Annotated in this window: 22 protein-coding genes; 11 read left to right on the top strand and 11 right to left on the bottom strand. The window is 69.9% G+C overall.

All coding sequences use genetic code 11. The features are described 5' to 3' along the window. Positions 1-3 precede the first annotated feature (3 nt). The 3 genes from DQW50_RS10490 (at position 4) to DQW50_RS10480 (ending at position 3221) form a co-directional block, all read left to right on the top strand. Positions 4-948, top strand: coding sequence for a DUF368 domain-containing protein (locus tag DQW50_RS10490; protein WP_112079227.1), 945 nt, complete (start codon positions 4-6; stop codon positions 946-948). Positions 949-1031: 83 nt separating this feature from the next. Beyond that, complete coding sequence (locus DQW50_RS10485) at positions 1032-2708, top strand: methylmalonyl-CoA mutase (protein ID WP_112079226.1); 1677 nt, start codon at positions 1032-1034, stop codon at positions 2706-2708. Positions 2709-2780: 72 nt separating this feature from the next. After that, entirely contained in the window at positions 2781-3221 is a 441-nt protein-coding gene (locus tag DQW50_RS10480; protein ID WP_112079225.1) for a hypothetical protein, read from the top strand. A gap of 17 nt (positions 3222-3238) precedes the next feature. Here DQW50_RS10480 and DQW50_RS10475 read toward each other — a convergent pair whose 3' ends face one another. Next, a complete protein-coding gene (locus tag DQW50_RS10475) occupies positions 3239-4042 on the bottom strand; it encodes a formate/nitrite transporter family protein (RefSeq protein ID WP_112079224.1) in 804 nt (267 codons plus the stop codon). 129 nt (positions 4043-4171) lie between these two features. Here DQW50_RS10475 and mce point away from each other — a divergent pair, with 129 nt between their 5' ends. Further along, positions 4172-4558: a methylmalonyl-CoA epimerase gene (gene mce / locus DQW50_RS10470; RefSeq protein ID WP_112079223.1), complete on the top strand. Its 387-nt coding sequence runs from the start codon at positions 4172-4174 to the stop codon at positions 4556-4558. Positions 4559-4579: 21 nt separating this feature from the next. Here mce and purB read toward each other — a convergent pair whose 3' ends face one another. Continuing rightward, the gene (gene purB, locus DQW50_RS10465; protein WP_112079222.1) at positions 4580-6028 is read right to left on the bottom strand and encodes an adenylosuccinate lyase; all 1449 of its coding nucleotides are present in this window, start codon (positions 6026-6028) and stop codon (positions 4580-4582) included. Positions 6029-6196: 168 nt separating this feature from the next. Here purB and purN point away from each other — a divergent pair, with 168 nt between their 5' ends. Further along, on the top strand, positions 6197-7801 hold the full coding sequence (gene purN / locus DQW50_RS10460; RefSeq protein WP_112079221.1) for a phosphoribosylglycinamide formyltransferase: 1605 nt from the start codon (positions 6197-6199) through the stop codon (positions 7799-7801). Positions 7802-7918: 117 nt separating this feature from the next. Here purN and DQW50_RS10455 read toward each other — a convergent pair whose 3' ends face one another. From DQW50_RS10455 to DQW50_RS10445, 3 genes are read right to left on the bottom strand one after another with little or no spacing between them, the layout of a single operon-like run. Next, on the bottom strand, positions 7919-8620 hold the full coding sequence (locus tag DQW50_RS10455; RefSeq protein WP_112079220.1) for a type I 3-dehydroquinate dehydratase: 702 nt from the start codon (positions 8618-8620) through the stop codon (positions 7919-7921). 25 nt (positions 8621-8645) lie between these two features. Next, positions 8646-9119 carry a hypothetical protein gene (locus tag DQW50_RS10450; RefSeq protein ID WP_112079219.1) on the bottom strand — a complete coding sequence of 158 codons (474 nt, stop codon included), beginning with the start codon at positions 9117-9119 and terminating at the stop codon, positions 8646-8648. A 50-nt stretch (positions 9120-9169) separates the two neighbouring features. Further along, a complete protein-coding gene (locus DQW50_RS10445) occupies positions 9170-10141 on the bottom strand; it encodes a transcription initiation factor IIB family protein (protein ID WP_112079218.1) in 972 nt (323 codons plus the stop codon). A 245-nt stretch (positions 10142-10386) separates the two neighbouring features. Here DQW50_RS10445 and DQW50_RS10440 point away from each other — a divergent pair, with 245 nt between their 5' ends. From DQW50_RS10440 to DQW50_RS10430, 3 genes are all read left to right on the top strand, one after another. After that, positions 10387-11151, top strand: coding sequence for a cobalamin-binding protein (locus tag DQW50_RS10440; RefSeq protein ID WP_112079244.1), 765 nt, complete (start codon positions 10387-10389; stop codon positions 11149-11151). Between the two features lie 20 nt (positions 11152-11171). After that, entirely contained in the window at positions 11172-11744 is a 573-nt protein-coding gene (locus tag DQW50_RS10435) for a DUF84 family protein (protein WP_112079217.1), read from the top strand. 201 nt (positions 11745-11945) lie between these two features. Next, a complete protein-coding gene (locus tag DQW50_RS10430) occupies positions 11946-12200 on the top strand; it encodes a hypothetical protein (protein ID WP_112079216.1) in 255 nt (84 codons plus the stop codon). 76 nt (positions 12201-12276) lie between these two features. Here DQW50_RS10430 and DQW50_RS10425 read toward each other — a convergent pair whose 3' ends face one another. Further along, positions 12277-12879: a helix-turn-helix domain-containing protein gene (locus DQW50_RS10425; protein WP_112079215.1), complete on the bottom strand. Its 603-nt coding sequence runs from the start codon at positions 12877-12879 to the stop codon at positions 12277-12279. A 76-nt stretch (positions 12880-12955) separates the two neighbouring features. Next, the gene (locus DQW50_RS10420; RefSeq protein ID WP_112079214.1) at positions 12956-14092 is read right to left on the bottom strand and encodes an SPFH domain-containing protein; all 1137 of its coding nucleotides are present in this window, start codon (positions 14090-14092) and stop codon (positions 12956-12958) included. 125 nt (positions 14093-14217) lie between these two features. Here DQW50_RS10420 and DQW50_RS10415 point away from each other — a divergent pair, with 125 nt between their 5' ends. After that, complete coding sequence (locus tag DQW50_RS10415; RefSeq protein WP_112079213.1) at positions 14218-14961, top strand: protein sorting system archaetidylserine synthase; 744 nt, start codon at positions 14218-14220, stop codon at positions 14959-14961. A gap of 155 nt (positions 14962-15116) precedes the next feature. Here DQW50_RS10415 and psmB read toward each other — a convergent pair whose 3' ends face one another. Both psmB and DQW50_RS18170 read right to left on the bottom strand, forming a co-directional pair. Next, complete coding sequence (gene psmB, locus DQW50_RS10410; RefSeq protein ID WP_112079212.1) at positions 15117-15848, bottom strand: archaeal proteasome endopeptidase complex subunit beta; 732 nt, start codon at positions 15846-15848, stop codon at positions 15117-15119. Positions 15849-16003: 155 nt separating this feature from the next. Continuing rightward, a complete protein-coding gene (locus tag DQW50_RS18170) occupies positions 16004-16177 on the bottom strand; it encodes a hypothetical protein (RefSeq protein WP_198664656.1) in 174 nt (57 codons plus the stop codon). Positions 16178-16483: 306 nt separating this feature from the next. On the opposite strand from DQW50_RS18170, the gene DQW50_RS10405 reads away from it, so the two are divergent. Further along, a complete protein-coding gene (locus DQW50_RS10405; protein WP_112079211.1) occupies positions 16484-17197 on the top strand; it encodes a uracil-DNA glycosylase family protein in 714 nt (237 codons plus the stop codon). Positions 17198-17506: 309 nt separating this feature from the next. On the opposite strand, the gene DQW50_RS10400 is transcribed toward DQW50_RS10405, so the two are convergent. Then, the gene (locus DQW50_RS10400; RefSeq protein ID WP_112079210.1) at positions 17507-18697 is read right to left on the bottom strand and encodes an asparagine synthase C-terminal domain-containing protein; all 1191 of its coding nucleotides are present in this window, start codon (positions 18695-18697) and stop codon (positions 17507-17509) included. Between the two features lie 31 nt (positions 18698-18728). Beyond that, positions 18729-19412 carry a PHP domain-containing protein gene (locus tag DQW50_RS10395; protein WP_112079209.1) on the bottom strand — a complete coding sequence of 228 codons (684 nt, stop codon included), beginning with the start codon at positions 19410-19412 and terminating at the stop codon, positions 18729-18731. Positions 19413-19816: 404 nt separating this feature from the next. Here DQW50_RS10395 and DQW50_RS10390 point away from each other — a divergent pair, with 404 nt between their 5' ends. Further along, positions 19817-20284: a 30S ribosomal protein S15 gene (locus tag DQW50_RS10390; protein WP_112079208.1), complete on the top strand. Its 468-nt coding sequence runs from the start codon at positions 19817-19819 to the stop codon at positions 20282-20284. The last annotated feature ends 17 nt before the right edge of the window (positions 20285-20301 follow it).

Here is a 20301-nt window from a genome sequence, read left to right as displayed (position 1 = left end):
GCGATGGCGGACGCCCTGGACTGGCTCGCGGTCTATCTGAAGGGGCTGGCGATGGGAACCGCTGACGCGGTTCCGGGCGTCTCGGGCGGAACCATCGCGTTGGTCGTCGGGATCTACGAGCGGCTGATCGAGGCGGTGACCGCGGTCGATCCCGACCGGATCACGCGCGTGGTGGCCGGGATCCGACCTGGCGCTCGCGCCGACGCGCGGGCCGCGTTCCGCGAGGTCGACGGCGGCTTCCTCGTCGCCCTCGGCGCGGGGATCGGGACCGCCGTCGTCCTCGTGTTGCGTCTCGTCGACGTGCTTCTCACGACGGTCCCCGTCGCGACCTACGGGTTCTTCTTCGGGTTGATCGCCGCCTCGGCGATCGTGCTCTTCGGCGCTGTCGACCTCGGCACGCCCGGCCGGAAGGTCGCGGCGGTCTCCGGCTTCCTCGCGGCCTTCCTCGCGTCGGGGTACGGCGCGACCGCGCTCGGTCACGCGCTCCCGGTCGTGTTCCTTTCGGGCGCGATCGCGGTCAGCGCGATGGTGCTCCCCGGGCTCTCGGGGTCGCTCCTGTTGATCGTCCTCGGCCAGTACGAGTTCATGGCCGGGACGTTGAGCGCGTTCCTCGACGGGCTCGCCGGGGCTGTCTCGGGCGGCGGGCTCGCCGTGGTGGTCGGATCCGCCCCGCCGATCGTGGCGTTCCTCGCGGGCGGCGTCGTCGGGCTGTTCACGGTCGCCCACGCGGTGCGGCGCGCGCTGGAGGCCGCCCGCGCAACGACGCTCGCGTTCCTCGTGAGCCTGATCGTCGGGGCGCTCCGGGCGCCCGTGCTCGAGGTCTCGACGCGGCTCGCCGACTCCGGCGAGGCGTGGACGAGCGCATTCCCGCGGTTCGCGGTCGCCGCGGTCGTCGGCGCGGGTGCGGTGATCGTGCTCGATCGGTACGCCGGCGTCCTCGAGTACTAGGCGGTCGGCACGCAACCGCGGTCGGACCGACCGCCGTGGATGCGGGTCAACCGTTAAGTCGCGGTCGGCCGACCGTGTAGGTAATGTACGACCCCGAGGAACTGGCCGAGATCCGGGAGGCGAAGGAGTCCTGGGAGGCGGGGAGCTACGGCGACACCGTCGACCGGTTCGGGGAGCGCGAGACGGCGTTCACGACCGACACCGGCGGCCAGTCCGTCGACCCGCTGTACACTCCCGCGGACCTCGCCGACCACGACTACCGCGAGGACGTCGGATTCCCGGGCGAGGAGCCGTACACCCGCGGCGTCTACTCGACGATGCACCGCGGGCGGCTCTGGACGATGCGGCAGTACGCCGGGATGGGCACCGCCGCCGAGACCAACGAGCGGTTCCGCTACCTCATCGACGAGGGCTCCTCCGGGCTCTCGATGGCGTTCGACCTCCCGACGCAGATGGGCTACGACTCCGACGCTGCGATGGCCGAGGGGGAGGTCGGCCGCTCGGGCGTCGCCATCGACACGCTCGACGACTTCGAGACCGTCTTCTCCGGGATCCCGCTCGACGAGGTCTCCACGTCGATGACGATCAACGCGCCCGCCGCGGTCCTGCTCGCGATGTACGTCGCGATGGGCGATGCCCAAGGCGTGCCGCGGGACGAGCTCCGTGGGACGATCCAGAACGACATCATGAAGGAGTACATCGCGCGGAACCTGTACATCTATCCGCCCGAGCCATCGATGCGACTCATCACCGACGTCTTCGCGTTCTGTGCTGAGGAGGTCCCCGGGTTCAACACCATCTCCATCTCGGGATACCACATCCGCGAGGCGGGCTCGACGGCAGCCCAGGAGGTGGCGTTCACGCTCGCGAACGGGATCGAGTACGTGGAGGCCGCCCTCGACGCCGGCCTCGACGTCGACGAGTTCGCCCCCCAGCTCTCCTTCTTCTTCAACGCCCACAACAACGTCTTCGAGGAGGCCGCGAAGTTCCGGGCAGCCCGCCGCATGTGGGCGCGGGTCATGGACGAGCGATTCGATGCCGAGGACCCGAAATCGAAACAGCTCAAGTTCCACACCCAGACCGGCGGCTCCACGCTCACCGCCCAGCAGATCGAGAACAACGTCGTCAGGGTCGCGTATCAGGCACTCGCGGCGGTGCTCGGCGGCACCCAGAGCCTCCACACCAACGGGAAGGACGAGGCGCTCGCGCTCCCGACCGAGAAGTCGGTCCGGACCGCGCTCCGGACCCAGCAGATCCTCGCCCACGAGTCGGGCGCGGCGGACACGATCGACCCGCTCGCCGGGAGCTACTACGTCGAGAGCCTCACGGACGGGATCGAGACGGAGGCGTTCGAGATACTCGAGGAGATCGACCGCCGCGGCGGCGCGCTCGAGGCGGTCGAGAGCCAGTGGGTCCAACGACAGATACAGGACGTCGCCTTCGAGCGCCAGCGCGAGATCGAGGAGGACGAGCGCGTGATCGTCGGCGTCAACGAGTTCCGGGTGGACGAGGAGCCCGAGATGGACATCGAGGAGGTCGACCCCGAACAGGAGGCCGAACAGCGCGAGCGGCTCCGGGAGGTGAGAGCCGACCGCGACGACGAGGCCGTCGAGGCCGCGCTCGCTGCCGTCAGGGAGACGGCCCGCGGCGGGGGGAACGTGATGCCGCCCGTCGTCGACGCGGTGAAGGCGTACGCGACCGTTCAGGAGGTCTCGGACGTGTTCCGCGAGGAGTTCGGCGAGTACAGTCCGAACCGGTGACCGATCTCGGCCGGAGCTCGTCGACTCTCCGGGCCGATAACGTTTTTTCGACGGCAGCGCATCCCGATCGTGATGCCCTCCGAGAACGCTCCGGTCGTCGACCGGGACGACCGCCCGTCACGCCGCCGGTTCCTCGCGATGGCCGGTGCGGCCGCGTCCGCGTCGACCGCCGGCTGTACCGGCGTGCTCCCGGGAAGCGGCTCCGACGACATCGACGAACCCAACGAGGTGATCGTCGAGAACGCCACGGCCGCCGAGGCCGAGATCGCGGTCCACGTGACGGACGCCGACGGCGAGACGCTGTTCGGTTACGTGTTCGCGCTCGGACCCGAGCGGCTCACCTCGCGTGACGGGAGCGAGGTGACCCCGGCGAGGATACGGGCGTTCACCCCTGACGGCGTCTCTCACGCGTGGGAGTACGACCCCGACCTGCCGATCGAGTTCGACTGTGAGCCGAAGGACATCGGCCTCACCCTCCGGGACGACGCGATCGAGCCGTGGTACGTCTGTTGAGTCGCGACCGGGTCCCGTCAGCTCGCGCCGCGGACGACGTGGCCGTACTTCAACAGCGCGACGAACACCGCGCCGCCGAAGGCGTTTCCGATCGTCGCCAGGACGAGGAAGCCGACGTAGTCGGCCAGGGTGATCGTCGGCGACATGAACAGCCCGAACAGCACCTCCACGTTGCCCGCGATCGAGTGCGGCAGGTGGAGGAGACCGATGGTTCCGGTGACGATCAACACGAGTATCAGCCGACTCGTCGTCTCCTGTGCCGCGGTGATCAGCCACGCCAGGAGCCCCATCAGCCAGCCGGCGAAGACGCCGCCGACGAACAGCCAGGGCAGGTCGTGTGAGACGAGCTTGGTGGCGATCGTCTCGAACGCCGCCGGCGTCACGACACCCAGCTCCGGCATCAACAGGATCACGAGCAGGGTGAACAGCAACCCGCCGACGAGGTTGCCGACGTAGACGAGCCCCCAGAGCCGGCCCAGATCGCGAAGGGACGCCTGCCCGTCGAGGACGGGGATCACCGCCAGCGTGGTGTGTTCGGTGAACAGCTCCGACCGGCCGAGGATCACGAACATGAACCCGATGGAGTAGACGCTCGCCAACAGCAGTTCGGTGGTGAGATCGCCGAAGCCCGCGGGCGAGAGCGTCAACACCACCGCCATCATCAGCGGGCCGAAGCCGATGTCGAGGCCCGCGGACAGCCCGGAGAGCAACAGCCCGGACCGCTCGCGGTTCATCTCGTGGAGCGCGCCCTCGAGGATCGTATCGAGGACGTTCCGGGAGGTCTTCTGCTCGGTCGGGACGTCGGTGCGCTGGTCTGACACGGTTCGCTCGGACGTCTCTGGCGCTATCACCCAAAGCTTTCCATCGGGACGACCCCGACTGCGGATCGACTCCCGGCGGGAGCCGCCCCGCTCGATCCGTATAAGTCGCCGGCGACCGAGCGGGGACTCGTGCGCTTCGATCACGCCGGCATCGCCACGCGCGACGCCGCCGACCTCGCCGACCTGTTCGCGGAGCTGTTCGAACGGCCGGTCGTCCACGAGGAGACGTTCGACGGGATGCGGGTGGTCTTCCTCGAACTGGCCGACGGCGGGTACCTCGAACTGCTCGAGCCCGCCGAGGGCGGGACCATCGCCGACTACCTCGACCGCGAGGGACCGGGGATCCACCACGTCGCGCTCGCGACCGACGACCTCGCGGGGGCGCTCGACCGCGCCCGCGACCTCGGCGTCGACCTCGTCGACGAGGAGCCCCGGCCCGGCGCGTGGGGCCACGAGGTCGCGTTCCTCCACCCCCGGTCGACCGGCGGGGTGCTCGTCGAGTTCGTCGAGGAGTGATCCGCGCGCAACGTGTGTCGTCTACGTGCCGTCGGCGTCGACGCCGTCCGCGAGTTCGGCCGCGATCCCGGTGTAGCCGGCCGGGGTCAACGCCCGGAGTTCCTCGCGGACGGCCGGGTCGACGTCGAGGTCGTCGAACAGCGCCCGGAAGTCCTCCAGGGTGACCCGCGACCCGCGGGTGAGCTCTTTGACGCGCTCGTAGGCGTCGGTGTCGCCCTCCCGCCGGAGGATCGTCTGGACCGCCTCCCCGATGACCTCGGGGGTCGCCTCCAGCTCCTCGCGCATGACGACCTCGTTCGGGACCACCTTCGAGAGCCCGTCCACAGCCTTCGAGTAGCCGATCAGACAGTGTGCGAAGGCGGCCCCGACGTTGCGCTTCACGGTCGAGTCCGAGAGGTCGCGCTGGAGCCGCGAGGTGGTCACGTAGTCGGCGAGGAACCGCAGGTCGGCGTTGGCCTTCGAGAGGTTCCCCTCGCTGTTCTCGAAGTCGATCGGGTTCACCTTGTGGGGCATCGTCGACGACCCGGTCTCGCCCTCGACGGCGCGCTGGCCGAGGTAGCGGTCGGAGACGTACAGCCAGGCGTCGAGATCGAGATCGAGGAGCACGTCGTTCACCCCGGACAGGGCGTCGAAGAGCGCGGCGAGGTCGTCACACGGGTTCACCTGCGTCGCGAGCGGCGTGTGATCGAGCCCGAGCCCCCGGACCACGGAGCGGGAAACGCCCTGCCAGTCGACGTCCGGGTAGGCGGCGACGTGGGCGGCGTACGTCCCGGACGCCCCGGCGAGCTTGCCCGAGAGGCCGTCGACCGCGGCCTCGACGCGGCCGAGGGTCCGACCGAGTCGCGCGGCGTAGACGGCCATCTCCTTGCCGAACGTCGTCGGCGTCGCCGGCTGGCCGTGCGTCCGCGCGAGCATCGGCGTGTCGCGGTGCTCGTGGGCCAACTCGACGAGCGCGTCGCGGACCTCGCGGACCGCCGGCACCAGCACCTCCCTCACGGCCGGCTCGATCAGGACCCGGTGAGCGAGGTTGTTGACGTCCTCGCTCGTGAGCCCGAAGTGGATCCACGGGAACAGCGCCGTCGGGTCCGCGAGCGTCCCGTCCTCCCCCAGCCCCTCCAGCCGTATCCGGAGGAAGTACTCCACCGCCTTCACGTCGTGGTTGGTCGCGGCGTAGCCCTCCGCGCCCTCGACTTCCAGGTCCTTGATCAGCCTCGCGTCCTCCGCAGCAAACGATCCGTAGAGGTCGCGCAGGGCTCCAGCTTCCCCCTCCTCGAGCGCGATCGGGGTCGCCGCCAGTTCGGCCAGTTCGATCAGGTACTCGACCTCCACGCGGGTCCGCGCCCGCATGAGCGCCGCCTCGCTCGCGTACGGCGAGAGCGGCGCGGTTCGGCCGGCGTACCGCCCGTCGAGCGGCGAGACCGCCGTGAGCGGGTCCGCGCGTGAGAGTCCGGGGATCGGGTCGTCGGTCATGTCCGCGAGTGTCCCCGGAGCGCGCAAAAGCGTGTCGATGGCGCTACCCACGGAAGTGTATACTCCCGCGCCGGCACCGGCCGTCACACCGCGTTCTTATCCTCGATCGTGTATATCCGTCCGACGACGACCGTAACCGATAAACGCGGCCGCTCGGAGGGATCGGACATGAAGATCGCCGGACTCGCCAGCAACCGGGGACGAAACCTGCGACACATCGCCGACGTCGCGCCGGCGGGCGCGGAGCTGTCGGTCGTCCTGACGAACCGCGAGGGCGCGCCGGTCATCGAGGCCGCCGCCGAGCGCCGGATCCCGACCGAAGTCGTCGCCCGCGAGGAGGGCGAGTCGCGGGAGCGCCACGAGCGCCGGATCCTCGACCGGTTGGCGGATTACGACTTCGACCTCGTCTGTCTCGACGGCTACATGCGGGTGCTCACCGACGAGTTCCTCGAGACTGCCCCGACGACCCTGAACGTCCACCCGTCGCTTCTGCCGGCGTTCCCCGGTACCGACGCCCACGAGCAAGTGCTCGAGGCGGGCGTCAGGACGACCGGCTGTACCGTCCACGTCGTCACCGAGGCGGTCGACGACGGCCCGATCCTCACCCAGGAGCCGGTCCCGGTCTACGCCGACGACGACGCCGCGTCGCTGAAGGAGCGCGTCCTCCACGAGGCGGAGTTCACGGCGTACCCCCGGGCGATCCGATGGTTCTCCGAGGGCGCGGTCGAGGTCGAGACGGACGCCGACGGGGTCCCCGAGTCGGTCCGGATCGACGGCGACACCGGCGGCTCCTTCCCGGCCCGGCGGTTCGTCTCGGAGGACCGCGCCGACACGCTGCGCTACGGCGAGAACCCCCATCAGGACGCGGCGCTGTACGCCGACCCCGCCTGCGAGGAGGCGAGCGTCGTCGGCGCGGCGGAGTTGAACCCCGGCTCGAAGGGGATGGGATACAACAACTACAACGACGCCGACGCCGCGCTCGGCCTGATCAAGGAGTTCGACGAGCCGGCAGCCGCCGTGATCAAACACACCAACCCCGCCGGCTGTGCGATGAGCGACACCCTCGCGGACGCGTACGACAGGGCGCTCCGGACCGACGCCAAGTCGGCGTTCGGCGGGATCGTCGCCCTGAACCGGCGGTGCGACGCCGACACCGCCGAGGCGATCGCGGAGTCGTTCAAGGAGGTCGTCGTCGCCCCCGGCTACACCGACAGCGCGCTCGACGTGCTCACCGAGAAGAAGAACCTCCGCGTGCTCGACGTGGGGGCGCTCGGCGACGGGGACGAGCGCTTCTCGGAGCGCTTCGTCGAGAAGCCGATCGTCGGCGGGCGGCTCGTCCAGGAGCGCGACCTCCAGTCGCCGACCGCAGTCGACCTCGAGGTCGTCACCGAGCGCGAGCCGACGGACGAGCAGGTCGAGACGATGCTGTTCGCGTGGCGGACCCTCAAACACGTCAAATCGAACGGGATCCTGTTCGCGACCGGCACCGAGACGGTCGGCGTCGGCATGGGCCAGGTCTCCCGCGTCGACGCCGTCACGCTCGCAGCGATGAAAGCCGAGAAGGACGCCGACGGGAAGTCGGCCGAAGGCGCGGTGATGGCCTCGGACGCGTTCTTCCCGTTCCCGGACGCGATCGAGGAGGCCGCGGAGGCCGGGATCGAGGCCGTGATCCAGCCCGGCGGCTCCGTCAACGACGAGGACGTGATCACTGCCGCCGACGACCACGACATGGCGATGGCGTTCACTGGGTCGCGTTGCTTCCGGCACGACTGATAGTGATTATTGCGATTATTTTCGTGACCACGTCACAAATATCGGTGTTTCAGGCCGTTTGATAGTCGTCTCGTTCCAGTATAGCGGTAAAGAGTCGCAATAATCACTATGAGCCGCCTACGGCTCGGCTTCCCCCAGTAACCCGTCGACCAACCCACGGAGCGTCGCGAGCGGGTACTGCCCGGGCGCGGTCGCATCCGCTGTGTCGACGGGCGCGTACCCGATCCGCGAGCCGTACACGGGGGCCACGGCGCGGGTGTGTCTCCCGGGCTCACCCATACACATCGTCGCGACGCGGTGGCCCGCTGTGGTCGCCTCGTGGGTGGCCCGCAGCATCGCGAGCGCGTCCTCGCGGGCGTTCGCGGTGGTCGCCAGCTTCCCCACGTCCCCCTCGCCCGCCGCGTCCGCGAGCAGGTCGGTGAGCGTTCCGACCTCGGGCGTCGACTCGAAGTCGTGGACGGAGGCGATCACCGACACGCCCTCGTCGCGAGCGCTCTCGCGCAGGGCGGTCGCGTGCGACCGCTCGCCGGCCGGCGCGTTCCCGCGGAGCGCGGCGAGTTCGACGTCGACCGCGACGACCGCGTCGTGTGTGATAGCCTCCGCCAGCGCGCCGTACCGGCCGAGGTCGTCCGCCTCCCCGCCCTCCCACCCTGCGCGGTTCGTGACGACGAGCGGGAGCGTGCCGTCGTAGTCCGCGAGCTGCGCCAACGGGTCGTCGGCGAGGTCCATACGGAACTCCACGGCGTCGGCCGTCTCGCGAGCACGCGGCTCCGCGGAGAGGTCGCCGGTGCTCGCCGTGAGAACGAACTCCTCGAACATGCTCGGGCCTTCGACGGTGGGGGACTTAGCTTCCCCCGTCCGGCCGGCGGTCGTCGTCGGCCCCGTCGTGAATGGGCTCGTCGTCGTCAGCGCCGTCGTGAATGGGCTCGTCGTCGTCGGTGACGGTCGACTCGCTGTCCTGCGGCTCGCTCCGCGTCGTCCGGAGCACCCCGGCGACGACCGCGAGGCCGCCGCCGACGAGCAGGACGGCGGAGAGCGCATCGAGCCCGCCGCCGACGCCGTCCGCGCCGAGCGCGAGGATCGCGACCCCGAGCGCCGTCACCGCGAGTCCGCGGAACCGGTCGGGCGTCAGCCGGCGACCGGCGACCGTCCGGGGCGACCCCGTCCCCGCGAGCAGGTACGCGACGCCGGCGAGCCCACAGCCCGTCCCGGCGACGAGGAGGGCGGGGCTGTCGCTCCCGGCGCCGGTCGTGACGAGGAACCAGCCGGCGACGGCGACGAGCGAGACGCCGGAGAGGAGGTCGCGGGAACGGGACATGGTCGTGGAGTCGTGTCCGGTCGGTGAGAAGCGAGCGGTTCGACCCGCGCTTACGCGACGAGACCGTCCTCGGCCTCGAGCAGTTCGTGGTAGCGGTTGCGGATCGTGACCTCGGAGATGTCCGCGACCTCGGAGACGGCGGCCTGCGTCGTCTTCTCGTTGGTGAGGAGGGCGGCGGCGTAGACGGCGGCGGCCGCGAGCCCGACCGGCGACTTCCCGCTGTGGACGCCCTTCTCCTTGGCGTTCTTCAAGAGGCTCTTCGCGCGCATCTCCGACTCCTCGGAGAGCTCGAGGTCGGAGGCGAACCGCGGGACGTACTGTTCGGGGTCGGCGGGCTTGACCTCGAGTTTGAGCTCGCGGACGACGTAGCGGTACGTTCGGGCGATCTCCGCCTTCTCCACGCGGGAGACGTCGGCGATCTCGTCGAGGCTCCGGGGGACGCCGGCCATCCGGGCGGCAGCGTAGACACACGACGTCGAGACGCCCTCGATGGACCGGCCGGGAAGCAGGTCCTCGTCGAGCGCGCGGCGGTAGATGACGGAGGCGGTCTCGCGGACGTTGTCGGGGAGCCCGAGCGCCGAGGCCATGCGGTCGATCTCGCCGAGCGCCTGCTTCAGGTTGCGCTCTTTGGAGTCGCGCGTCCGGAACCGCTCGTTCCACTTGCGGAGCCGTTGCATCTTCTGCCGCTGGCGCGCGCCGAGCGAGCGGCCGTACGCGTCCTTGTCACGCCAGTCGATGTTCGTCGACAGCCCCTTGTCGTGCATCGTGTTGGTCGTGGGCGCGCCCACGCGGGACTTCTCGTCCTTCTCGCGGGAGTCGAACGCGCGCCACTCCGGCCCGCGGTCGACCGAGTCCGCCTCGACGACGAGCCCGCAGTCCGCACACACCGTCTCGCCGTGCTCCTCGTCGTTGATGACCTGGCCGTCACACTCGGGACAGCTCAGCGTCTCGTCGGTACGTTCCGATTCCTCCTCCGTCTCCCCACGGGTGCGACTCCCCCGGGCATGTAGTCGTTCGGTCATAGCGCTCTGTCCCCCGGTTTAATCGAGAACGCCCGGGAGCAGTCTTGTTCGGTAGACGGGTGAACGTAACTTAAAAGGCCCGGAACGTGTCGCCGCGCTGCCGACGAATGAACACGATCGATCACGACGTATTTCGGCAGCGGGGTCCCCGCCCGTTCGACGCCTCGCCGTCCGACGACCTTTCGCTCGTCGACGCCTCGCCACGATCCGAACGTTTTCGAGCAGTGGGGGCGAACCCGGCATCGATGACCGAACCCCGCGTCGTCTCGCTCGCGCCGAGCGCGACCGCGACCCTCGCCGCGCTCGGCTCAGCCGAGTGCCTGGTGGGCGTCACCCACCACTGCGATCCCCCGTCGGACGCCGGGTCGGCACACGGAACCGACCCCGTCGCCGTCGGCGGCTGGGTCACCCCATCGCTCGACCGGGTCGTCGACCTCGACCCGGACGTGGTGTTCACGAGCGACGCCCTCCAGGCCGACGTCGCCGACGACTGCCGAGATCGGGGGCTCGCCGTCGACCACCGCGAACCGGCCACGCTCGAGGACGTGCTCGCGGACTTCCGGGGGATGGCTCGAGCGATCGACCGACCGGACGCTGGCGAGAGGCTGGTCGCCGACGCCCGCGAGCGGCTCGCGGCGGTCGCCGACGCCACCGCGGACGGCCCCCGTCCCGTCGTCTACTGCGAGGAGTGGTCCGACCCGCCGATGGCCGCGGGCAACTGGGTCCCCGACGCGGTCCGGGCTGCCGGCGGCCGCTATCCGTTCGTCGAGGCGGGCGAGCGGTCCCGCGAGGTCGACCCCACCGCCGTCGCTACCGCCGACCCCGACCACGTCGTGGTCCACGTCTGCGGACGCGGCGACCGGGTCGACCCCGCGGCCGTCGCCGACCGGGACTGGATCGACGCGCCGGTCCACGTGATCGACGACTCGCTCCTGAACCAGCCGAGTCCCGCACTGCTCGACGGGATCGAGCGACTCGCGGGGCTGTTCGGCGTCGAAGGCTATTCGTGACCCCACGACCGACCCCCGGTATGCGAGTCGGCGTCGGCAGCGGCAACCCGGTGAAGCGACGCGCGGTCGAACGGGCGCTCGAGGCGGTCGAGGCGCACGAAACGCTCGGACCGAGCGATTTTCCCCGCGTCGACTCGGAGGGAGTCGCCTCCATTCACGTCGACGCCGTTCCGGTCGCCTCCGGGGTGAGCGAGCAACCGACCGGCCACGCCGAGACCGTCGCCGGCGCGGAGAACCGCGCGGCGGCCGTCATCGAGGCGGGCGGGTACGACCTCGGCGTCGGCCTCGAGGGCGGCGTGGCCCGGTTCGAGGGCGTCGACGGCCTCTTCCTCGTGATGTGGGCGGCGGTCGACGACGGCGACCGCGTCGGTCGCAGTACCGGTCCGAGCCTCCGGCTCCCCGACGGCGTCGCTGGCCGCGTCGAGGGCGGCGCGGAGCTCGGCCCCGTCATGGACGACGTGCTCGACACCACGGGCGTCGCGAGACGCGGCGGGGCCGCCGGCGCCCTGACGAACGGCGGGATCGACCGCGCCGGAGCGCTCGCGGACGCGGTCGTCGGGGCGCTCGGCCCGTTCGTCTCCGACCTGTACTGACGGGGGATCTCCCCGACACGGGATCGGGTCCGACGGCGGGATCGGGTCCGACGGCGGGAGCGCCCCCGGGTTCGAGGTTCGTACCGAAACGGCCAGCAGGTGGCGGTCACGAGGGGCCGTCCGGCGACGAAACCGCACGATAGCGGGGCGTTAACCTGGTCTACCAACCGCCTTTTGCGGACGCGCGTCCAGCGTAGAGACATGAGCACGGCACGCGTCGCGTCCGTCGCGGTCGAACCGACTGGCCTCTCCGAGAAACAGCTCCGGATCCTCGAGTACCTCCGGTCCAACGCGGACGACCGGACCTACTTCAAATCGCGGCTGATCGCCGACGAGCTCGACCTCTCCGCGAAGGAAGTCGGCGCGAACATGGGCGCCGTCGCCGACGCGGCCGTCGACATCGACGTCGAGAAGTGGGGCTACTCGTCCGGCACGACGTGGATGGTGACGGCGTAGCGGCTCCTGCGGGGACGGGCGGGGTCGACTACAGAGAATACAGGAGAGAGCCCACGACTTCAGTCGTGGGAGGAGGTCAAGGGTCGTAGCTGACGAGCGAGGCTGCGTCGTCGGCGAACGCGACCGCGTCGGCGTCGAAGGAGTCGGCGTACCGGACGACGAGCGTCAACAGCCGCTCCGGCTCGGTCAGCGTGTAGCCGTCGGTACGGTCGAGGAGGTCCGCTGTGGCCAGTTCGCCCGCCGCCGCACTTATTGTCGGCCGGGAGACGCCGAGGGCGTCGGCGAGTTCCGCGCCGGTCGCGTCGGGGTCCGACAGCAGTCCGAGGACCATCCCCCGCGGCGTCTCCCGGCGGAGGTAGCCGAGCGCCCGCTTGTCGAGGTCGTCGAACCGGCCCGCCGGGAAGTACCGGCGGTAGTCGGCGTCCTTTCGCGACTCGATCTCGCCCGCCTCCTCGAGCTTCCGGAGGTGGTACTGGGCCTCACCGGTACCGAGCCGGAGGTCGTCACGGAGCTTCGAGAAGTGTGCGCCCGGCGTCGAGGGGACGTACCCCCGGATCGCCTCCCGGGTCTCGTTCCCGTCGTCCGCGGCGCTCGCGGACCCGACGAACGGGGCGGCGGCTCCGACCGCGGCGAACCGCCGGAGCGTCCGGCGCTTCCGTTCGTCGACCTCCTCGGTCATCACCCGTGGTAAGCGGGTACACAGGAAAAGCGCTTCGTTCGGGTCGACGCCAGGGAAGGATGCGACGGCGGACGACTCAGGTCTCCTCGGCCGGCTCGACTTCGCCCTCGGGGACCTCCTCGTCCATCTCCTGGATGACCTCGTCGGCCGACCTGATGTTCGCGCCCGCGTCCCCGGATTTGACCGCCTCGGCCTCCTTCTCGAGCTCCTCGACGTCCATCTCCGCGGACTCCTCGATCTGGCCGAGGATCTCGTCGATGTCGTCGAGCCCGAGCATCTTTCGGGTGTCGTCGTCGAACTCGAGCCCCTCGAGCCCCTCCATCTCCTGGACGTCGGAGCCGGAGAGCGCCTTGCCGTAGCGGCCGACGAGGCTCGTGAGCTCTTGGGGGAGGACGAACGTCGTCGACTCGCCCTTGCCGATCTCCGCGAGCGTCTCCATGCCGCGCTCGATGATGGCGCGTTCGCCCATCGATTCCGCGGAGCGCGCGCGCAGCACGGTCGATATCGCGTCCCCCTGCGCCTCGAGGATCTGGCTCTGTTTTTCCCCCTGTGCGCGGATGATGTTCGACTGTTTGTCACCCTCGGCCTGCTCGACGGCGGAGCGGCGTTCCCCCTGCGCTTCGAGGATCATCGCCCGCCGCCGCCGCTCGGCGGAGGTCTGCTGTTCCATCGCCTGCTGGACGTCCTTCGAGGGGTTGACCTCGCGGACCTCGACGCTCTCGACGCGGATCCCCCACTCGTCGGTCGGCTCGTCCAGCTCCTTGCGGATCTTCGCGTTGATCTCCTGGCGTTTGTTCAGCGTGTCGTCGAGCTCCATGTCGCCGAGGACGGCCCGGAGCGTGGTCTGCGCGAGGTTGGAGGTCGCGTTCTTGTAGTCGTCGACCTCGAGGAAGGCCTTCTTCGCGTCCATCACCTTGATGTACACCACGGCGTCGGCGGTCACCGGCGAGTTGTCCCGCGTGATCGCCTCCTGACGGGGCACGTCCAGCGTCTGCGTCCGCATGTCGAACGCGTACGTCCGCGAGACGAACGGCGGGATGAAGTTGATGCCCGGCTCGAGCAACTTTCGGTACTCGCCGAACACCGTCAGCGCCTCCTTGTCGTAGGCGTCGACGATCGCGACGGACTGCCAGAGCGTGACGATCACCAACAGCAGAAACAGGAGGCCGACGCTCACCAGCCCGAAACCGAATTGGAGGGGAAGTGGATCCATACCATGGATTGGGCCATCGGACGTTTAACAGTTCGCCCGCCGACCCGCCTCGAAGCGACCGGGCTTCGACCGGTACCGTCACGAGGATAACAAACCCTAAAAGCGGGGTCGTCGACCGATCCGGTATGTCTCTGCGGGTCGGTCGGCTGGGCCTCGCCGACGCGGTCACCGTGGCGAACGCCGCGGTCGGCTTCCTCGCGGTCGTCGCGGCCACCGTCGACGTCGCGCTCGCGGCCCGACTGATCCTGTTGGCCGCCATCGCCGACGGGCTCGACGGGGTGGTCGCCAGACACCGCGGGTCGACGCCGGCGGGGCAGTACCTCGACTCGCTCGCGGACGTCGCCTCCTTCGGCGTCGCGCCCGCGGCCCTCGTCGCGATGGTCGTGCTCGAGGCCGATCCGACCGCCGGCGACACCCTCCTCGTCGCGTCCGGGGTCGGGGCCGCCGCCCTCTTCGTCGCGATGGCGGTCGCCCGCCTCGGACTGTACACCGCCTACGACAGCGACAGCCGGGAGACGGTCGGCGTGCCGACGACGCTCGCAGCGACGGTCATCGCTGCGGCGGTGCTCGCGGGCTACACCGCCCCGGTACCGCTCGTCGTCGCCACTGCGGTCTTCGCGGTGCTCATGGGGTCGACGGTGACGTACCCGGACCTCCACGCGCAGGACGCGCTCGTGATGGGGTTCGTCCAGACGGCGGTGGTACTGACGCCGGTCGCACACGCGCTCACGGACGCGCTTCCCGTCTGGATCGGCGAGGGGTTCGCGTTCGCGCTGTTGTTCCTCTCGGGCGGGTACCTCCTCCTGGGTCCACGGTTCTACTGGGGGGACGGGATCCGACCGCCCGAGGAGGCAGTCGATCGCGGATGAGTGGGCGGTCGCGGATGAGTGGGCGGTCGCGGATGAGTGGGCGGTCGCGGGTGAGTGGGCGGTCGCGGGTGAGTGGGCCGGTCCGTCCCGAATCTGGACGCGGACGGCTCCAACGGCCGGAAACGAAAACGAACGCGAGAACGGCGCGGAGCCGCCTACAGTAGGTCGTCGAAGTCCTTGTGGCGGGTGATGTCGACGCCCTCGTCGGTGACGACGGCGACGTTGATCCCGTTGCCGGACGCGAGGTCGCGCTCGACGGCGGACTGGATCGCCTTCGCTGCGATGGTTTTCGCCTCGTCGACCGTGACCTCGTCGTAGTACTCCTGTTCGAGGACGCCGAGCGCGTACTGCGAGCCGGAGCCGGTGACGGTGTACTCCTCCTCGGTGGTTCCGCCGAGCGCGTCGATGGAGTAGATGTGTGCGCCCTCGTCGTCGACGCCGCCCAGGATCGGCTGGACGATGAAGAACGCGCCCGTCCGGAGGAGGTTCCCGGTGAGCGTCGAGAGCGCCTCCATGGACATGTCCTTGCCGCGGCGGGCCTCGTAGAGGTTCGTCTCCGCTTTGAGCGTCGAGATGAGGTTCTGGGCTGCGGAGACGGAGCCCGCGATGGTGAGCGCGCCGCGGGGGTGGATCTTCTCGACCTTCTGGACGTCCTTCGAGGAGACCATCCCGCCGAGGGAGGCGCGCATGTCCGTCGCCATCACGACGCCGTCGGCGGTACGGATGCCGACCGTCGTCGTGCCGGTCTTCATCTCGCCCTCGCCGTCGGCCTGTACAGCACGGCGTTCGCTGTGTTCGAACTCGCCGAGTTCAGGCCCGAATACCGGCTGGTCGCGGCCGAGTTCGAGGGACGCCCCGTCGGAGAGATCGTCGGTCGGTGTTCGCATTACCGTCCAGTTGGCCCCTCGCGCTGATAAAGGCAACCCTTCGGGGACCGGCCGCCGGTTCCGACGACCATATCCCGGGCGCCGATCCGACGGGCGGAGCGGGGGCTCAGAGCGGGTGAAGGGGGACGGATACGGAGGAAAAACTGGCGCTCGGATTACTCCTCGACGTCCTCGATGGCCTCGCCGGTGGTCTCGACGAGCCGGTGGACCGGGATGTTGATGCCGAGTTGCTTGCGGGCGAAGACGGCCACGGGGAACGCGGAGATCCCGATGGCAACGGTCGCCTGGTGGAGGCCGAAGAGGGCCGCCGTGCGGATGCGGTCGAACATGGGTCTTCGATTCCCCGCAGTCGAGGGGCGTATATATACCTTGTGTCAGACGCGTCGGGATAACCCCGACGCTGTCGTGCGGTTTCGTTCGACGTTTTCGATATCAGATACGTTCGCGGGGAACCGGCGATCGACGCGTATCTCAGGCTCAGCGAATCCGGCTCGTTTCCATAACTTATGAGAATTCACCGGGACGCATGCGCCTACCTGTGGGTCGATCGGCGTCCGCGTCGCCGGGTATCGAACGGCTGTCCGTATCGCAGTGTATCGAACGGGCTATTAGGGGGCGACCACGTAGCGGGTGGCGTGCAGAACGTCACCGATCGCACGCGGAACCCGTTCGGGATGCAACCGGACTGCCCGTCGTTCGTCCCGGGATACGGCGACGCCAACGCCGACTTCCACGTGATCGGCGACCACCCCGGCGTCCACGGCGGGCTCGAGGACGGCGTCCCGTTCACGGGGGAGCCGTGGTCGCCGCGGTTCCTCGGCGCGTTGACCGACGGCGGTCTCCTCGCGTCGGTCGACAGGGGAGAGCCCGGCGAAGACGACGATCCCGACCCGGACGACGATCCCGACCCGGTCGACGATCCCGACCCGGTCGACGATCCCGACCCGGTCGACGTGGACCGGACGTTCCTCTCGTACCTCCACATGTGTCTGCCCGACGGGGAGCCCACGCCCGCGTCGTACGACGACATGGAACGGTACTTCGACGCGGAGCTCCGGGCCATCGCTGCGCACGTCCTCCTCCCGGTCGGTGCGAGGGCTACCGACCACGTCCTCCGGCAGTACACCGCCCGCGCTTGGAAGACCGACCTCGACATGGACGCGCTCCACGGCGAGGAACTGCTCGGGGCGGGCTGGCTCGTCCTCCCGATCAAAGACCCCGCGACGTGGGACGCCGGCGACGACGACGAGTTGATCGAGGCGCTCCGACGGCTCCAGTCGACCGACTTCCGGCGCGAGAGCGACCTCGGCCGATTCATCGCCGGCAACGACCCGTACCTCGTCAGGTGAGTCGAGGACGGTGTCGACAGCCTCGTACGCTCGGCCCCCACGACGCGGAAGCGTCGAATTCCGACCCGGATGCGAGGACGATATCTGACGTTCGTCTCAAATATCCCGGAACTCCACGTGGATCGGTGAGGTTCAGCCGTGACGTGTGGTTATATTTGTCGCCACTGCGCGAATTTTATACGATACTCGCATCGGTTTCGGTGGCGTCCGGAGCTCGGACGTCAGCCGCAGGACTGGTACTCCAACGCGCGGCTTGGTCAGGACCGGCCCGCGCGGGCCGGTTTTCCACGGGGTGGCCGTTCGGACGGCTCACTCCTCGAGCAACGCGTCGACGTACTGCCCGACGTGGTCGTCCATCCGCCGTTTGAACCCGTTTTGCCGTGCGAGCCGGTCGATCTCCCGGGAGACGTACGTGCCGTACTGGACCGCCTTCTTCTCGGCCGTGCGAACCGGTTCGGGAACGCGTCCGTTCGCGGCGCGCCGGAGCGCCACCTTCCGCTCGTCGGCCGTCGCGAGCAGGTCGCCCGGCAGCCGGAGCGCGGCGTCGACGACGCGGTCGTGTAAGAGCGGCGCGACCGGCTCGACGCCCGCGGCCCGTAGCGTGAGCACGTCGCGCTCGAGTTGACGGGGGAGCGTCCGGACCGTCTCGGTCCGCGCGCCTCGGACGGTGTCGGCGTCGACGCGGTGGTCGTCCGCGGGCGCTACCACCTTGCTGTAGCCGCCGAACAGCTCGTCTGCCCCCTGACCGACCGCCAGCCGGTCGACCCCGTCGGCTGTGGCCGCCTCCGCGGTCAGGTACAGCGGGACGGCGATGGTGAGGTCCATGGGGTTCCGCCGGCCGGTCGCGGCGGCGATCTCGGGGATCGCCCGCCGAAGGTCGTCGTGTGAGAGCTCGACGACCCGCAGGTCACGGTCCATCGCTGTCGCTGCCTCGCGGGCGGCTGCGACGTCGTGACACCCCTCGAAGCCCGCGACGTAACACGGCGCCTCCGGGACCGCGCTCGCGACGAGCGCCGAGTCGACCCCGCCCGAAAACGCCACGGCGAGCCGACCGCTCGAGGGGTCGGCGTCCTCGGCGGCGAACTCCTCGAGGGTCGTCGAGAGCGCGGCGTCGACGACAGCCTGCGCTGGGTCCGGGTCCGAGGCGGCGAACGTCGGAAGCGACCAACGGCGGTCGGCCCCCGACGCCGACACGACCGACCCGGCCGGGACCGGTTCCGGCTCCCGGAGGTCGCCCCGATCGAAGCTCCACGCGTCCGGATCGGTCGGGTCGGTCGCGCCGGCCTCGACGAACAGGGGCTGTCGTCCGAGCACGTCGCGGACGAGGACGCGGCCGTGAGCGTCCGGGTCCCCGTCGTCGTGTCCCCGGAGCGACGCCCTCGCGAGCGACCCGGCGAAACCGCGGGTCCCGGGAAGGGGGTCGCGGTCGCGGACCGCGCGGGCGACGAGCGTCGCGGACGCGCCGCGGAGACGGGTCCCGTCGCCCGGTGCGTCGGTCATCGCGTTCGCCCCGCCGTCGTCGACTCCGCCGTCATCGGAACTCGTTTATCGCCCGGAACGCGCGGCGTTTCGCCCCGCCGGCGAACTGTCGGAACGAGACGCGCCAGGGCGTGCGTTTCCCGACGACGCTGGTCCGGCCGTCGGCGATAGCGTCGAGGATCGCGTCGGCCGAGCGCTCGTCCGCACCGACCTCGGTGACCGCCTGGCCGACCATCTCGGAGATGTGCGCGTCGCTGCCGGCGGTCATCGGCAGGTTCCGGCGGACGGCGAACGTCTCCGCCTGGCGGTTCGCTCGCCCCGTGAAGAGCCGGGAGTTGTACACCTCGATCGCGTCGGCGTTCGCGAGTTGCTCTTCGGAGACGTGCGCGGCGACGCCGTGGCGCGTCTTTTGGAACGGATGCGGAACGACGGCGATCCCGCCGGCCTCGCGGATCCGGTCGAGCGTCTCGTCGAACGGGAGGCCGCTGGGAACGAGCTCGTCGATCCCGAACGCGAGCACGTGGCCCGCTGCGGAGGTCACCTCCATGCCGACGATCCCCACCAGCCCGTGCTCGGGGGCCATCTCGGCCGCCTCGATGCTCGCGTCGATCTCGTCGTGGTCCGTGACGGCGAGCGCGTCGAGGCCGACCGCGGCGGCCTGCTCTATGAGGAGGTCGACCGGGTCACGCCCGTCGTGGGACAGCGCCGAGTGGGAGTGCAGCTCGACCGATAGCACGCCCGACCGTTCGGGAGTCGGCTTAAAAAACGGCCCGGTCCGACGGGGCGACGTCCCGGCCACAACGAGCCACGTCCCGGCCACAACGAGCCACGTCCCGGCCACGACCGACACGCGTGGACTCGAGGGCGTCGTCCGGCACGCCCTCGATCCCGACAAGAACACGCTTAAGAACCCCGACGACGACCCCTCATACGGGAACAGCACAGCTGCGGATCCGACGCGCCGGGGTCTCTTCACCCACGGCTTGGGAACGTAGCGGTGCGCCGTCGCTCCGGCGACGCGGCTGAAGCGCTCGTTTCACGGGCGCTCGCCGGAACCGCTCGCGTTCGCGAGGGGTCCGAGAGTCGCGTCCCGCGGGGCACGGTCACGTACTCGCGGTTGTGCCGTTCCAACCTCAGACAATGGCACGAATGCACACGCGCCGTCGCGGTTCGTCCGGTTCGGACAAGCCGGCGACGGACGAGAACCCGGAGTGGAGCGACGTCGACGCCGAGGACATCGAGTCCCGCGTCGTCGAACTGGCGGAGCAGGGCGAGGACCCGAGCGTCATCGGCATCAAACTGCGCGACGAGGGCGTCAAGGGCGTCCCGGTGCCCGACGTCAAACTCGCCACCGGAAAGAAGCTCACCGAGATCCTCGAGGAGCACGACGCCGACCCCGACCTGCCCGAGGACCTGCGGCACCTGCTGGCCCGCGCGGTTCGCCTGCGCGAACACATGGCCGAGAACGGTCAGGACTACCAGAACAAGCGCGCGCTCCAGAACACGGAGTCGAAGATCCGCCGGCTGGTGAACTACTACCGCGGCGACGAACTCGACGAGGACTTCACGTACACCTACGAGAACGCCGCCGAACTCCTCGAGGAGTAACGACCGCACCGACGAAC

This window comes from Halorubrum sp. 48-1-W (assembly GCF_003287355.1).
In the GTDB taxonomy this organism is placed as follows: Archaea; Halobacteriota; Halobacteria; order Halobacteriales; family Haloferacaceae; genus Halorubrum.
This window is presented reverse-complemented; position numbering and strand designations above follow the sequence as displayed.

What these genes read in the sequence shown, in the direction of transcription:
- purB (WP_112079222.1), bottom strand. Translation starts at nt 6,028, where the DNA reads ATGACCGACGACCCGATCCCCGGACTCTCACGCGCGGACCCGCTCACG.
- DQW50_RS10445 (WP_112079218.1), bottom strand. Translation starts at nt 10,141, where the DNA reads ATGACCGAACGACTACATGCCCGGGGGAGTCGCACCCGTGGGGAGACG.
- DQW50_RS10430 (WP_112079216.1), top strand. Translation starts at nt 11,946, where the DNA reads ATGAGCACGGCACGCGTCGCGTCCGTCGCGGTCGAACCGACTGGCCTC.
- DQW50_RS10400 (WP_112079210.1), bottom strand. Translation starts at nt 18,697, where the DNA reads ATGACCGACGCACCGGGCGACGGGACCCGTCTCCGCGGCGCGTCCGCG.
- DQW50_RS10415 (WP_112079213.1), top strand. Translation starts at nt 14,218, where the DNA reads ATGTCTCTGCGGGTCGGTCGGCTGGGCCTCGCCGACGCGGTCACCGTG.
- DQW50_RS10490 (WP_112079227.1), top strand. Translation starts at nt 4, where the DNA reads ATGGCGGACGCCCTGGACTGGCTCGCGGTCTATCTGAAGGGGCTGGCG.
- purN (WP_112079221.1), top strand. Translation starts at nt 6,197, where the DNA reads ATGAAGATCGCCGGACTCGCCAGCAACCGGGGACGAAACCTGCGACAC.
- DQW50_RS10440 (WP_112079244.1), top strand. Translation starts at nt 10,387, where the DNA reads ATGACCGAACCCCGCGTCGTCTCGCTCGCGCCGAGCGCGACCGCGACC.
- psmB (WP_112079212.1), bottom strand. Translation starts at nt 15,848, where the DNA reads ATGCGAACACCGACCGACGATCTCTCCGACGGGGCGTCCCTCGAACTC.
- DQW50_RS10480 (WP_112079225.1), top strand. Translation starts at nt 2,781, where the DNA reads ATGCCCTCCGAGAACGCTCCGGTCGTCGACCGGGACGACCGCCCGTCA.
- DQW50_RS10420 (WP_112079214.1), bottom strand. Translation starts at nt 14,092, where the DNA reads ATGGATCCACTTCCCCTCCAATTCGGTTTCGGGCTGGTGAGCGTCGGC.
- DQW50_RS10485 (WP_112079226.1), top strand. Translation starts at nt 1,032, where the DNA reads ATGTACGACCCCGAGGAACTGGCCGAGATCCGGGAGGCGAAGGAGTCC.
- DQW50_RS10425 (WP_112079215.1), bottom strand. Translation starts at nt 12,879, where the DNA reads ATGACCGAGGAGGTCGACGAACGGAAGCGCCGGACGCTCCGGCGGTTC.
- DQW50_RS10390 (WP_112079208.1), top strand. Translation starts at nt 19,817, where the DNA reads ATGGCACGAATGCACACGCGCCGTCGCGGTTCGTCCGGTTCGGACAAG.
- DQW50_RS10435 (WP_112079217.1), top strand. Translation starts at nt 11,172, where the DNA reads ATGCGAGTCGGCGTCGGCAGCGGCAACCCGGTGAAGCGACGCGCGGTC.
- DQW50_RS10455 (WP_112079220.1), bottom strand. Translation starts at nt 8,620, where the DNA reads ATGTTCGAGGAGTTCGTTCTCACGGCGAGCACCGGCGACCTCTCCGCG.
- DQW50_RS18170 (WP_198664656.1), bottom strand. Translation starts at nt 16,177, where the DNA reads ATGTTCGACCGCATCCGCACGGCGGCCCTCTTCGGCCTCCACCAGGCG.
- DQW50_RS10450 (WP_112079219.1), bottom strand. Translation starts at nt 9,119, where the DNA reads ATGTCCCGTTCCCGCGACCTCCTCTCCGGCGTCTCGCTCGTCGCCGTC.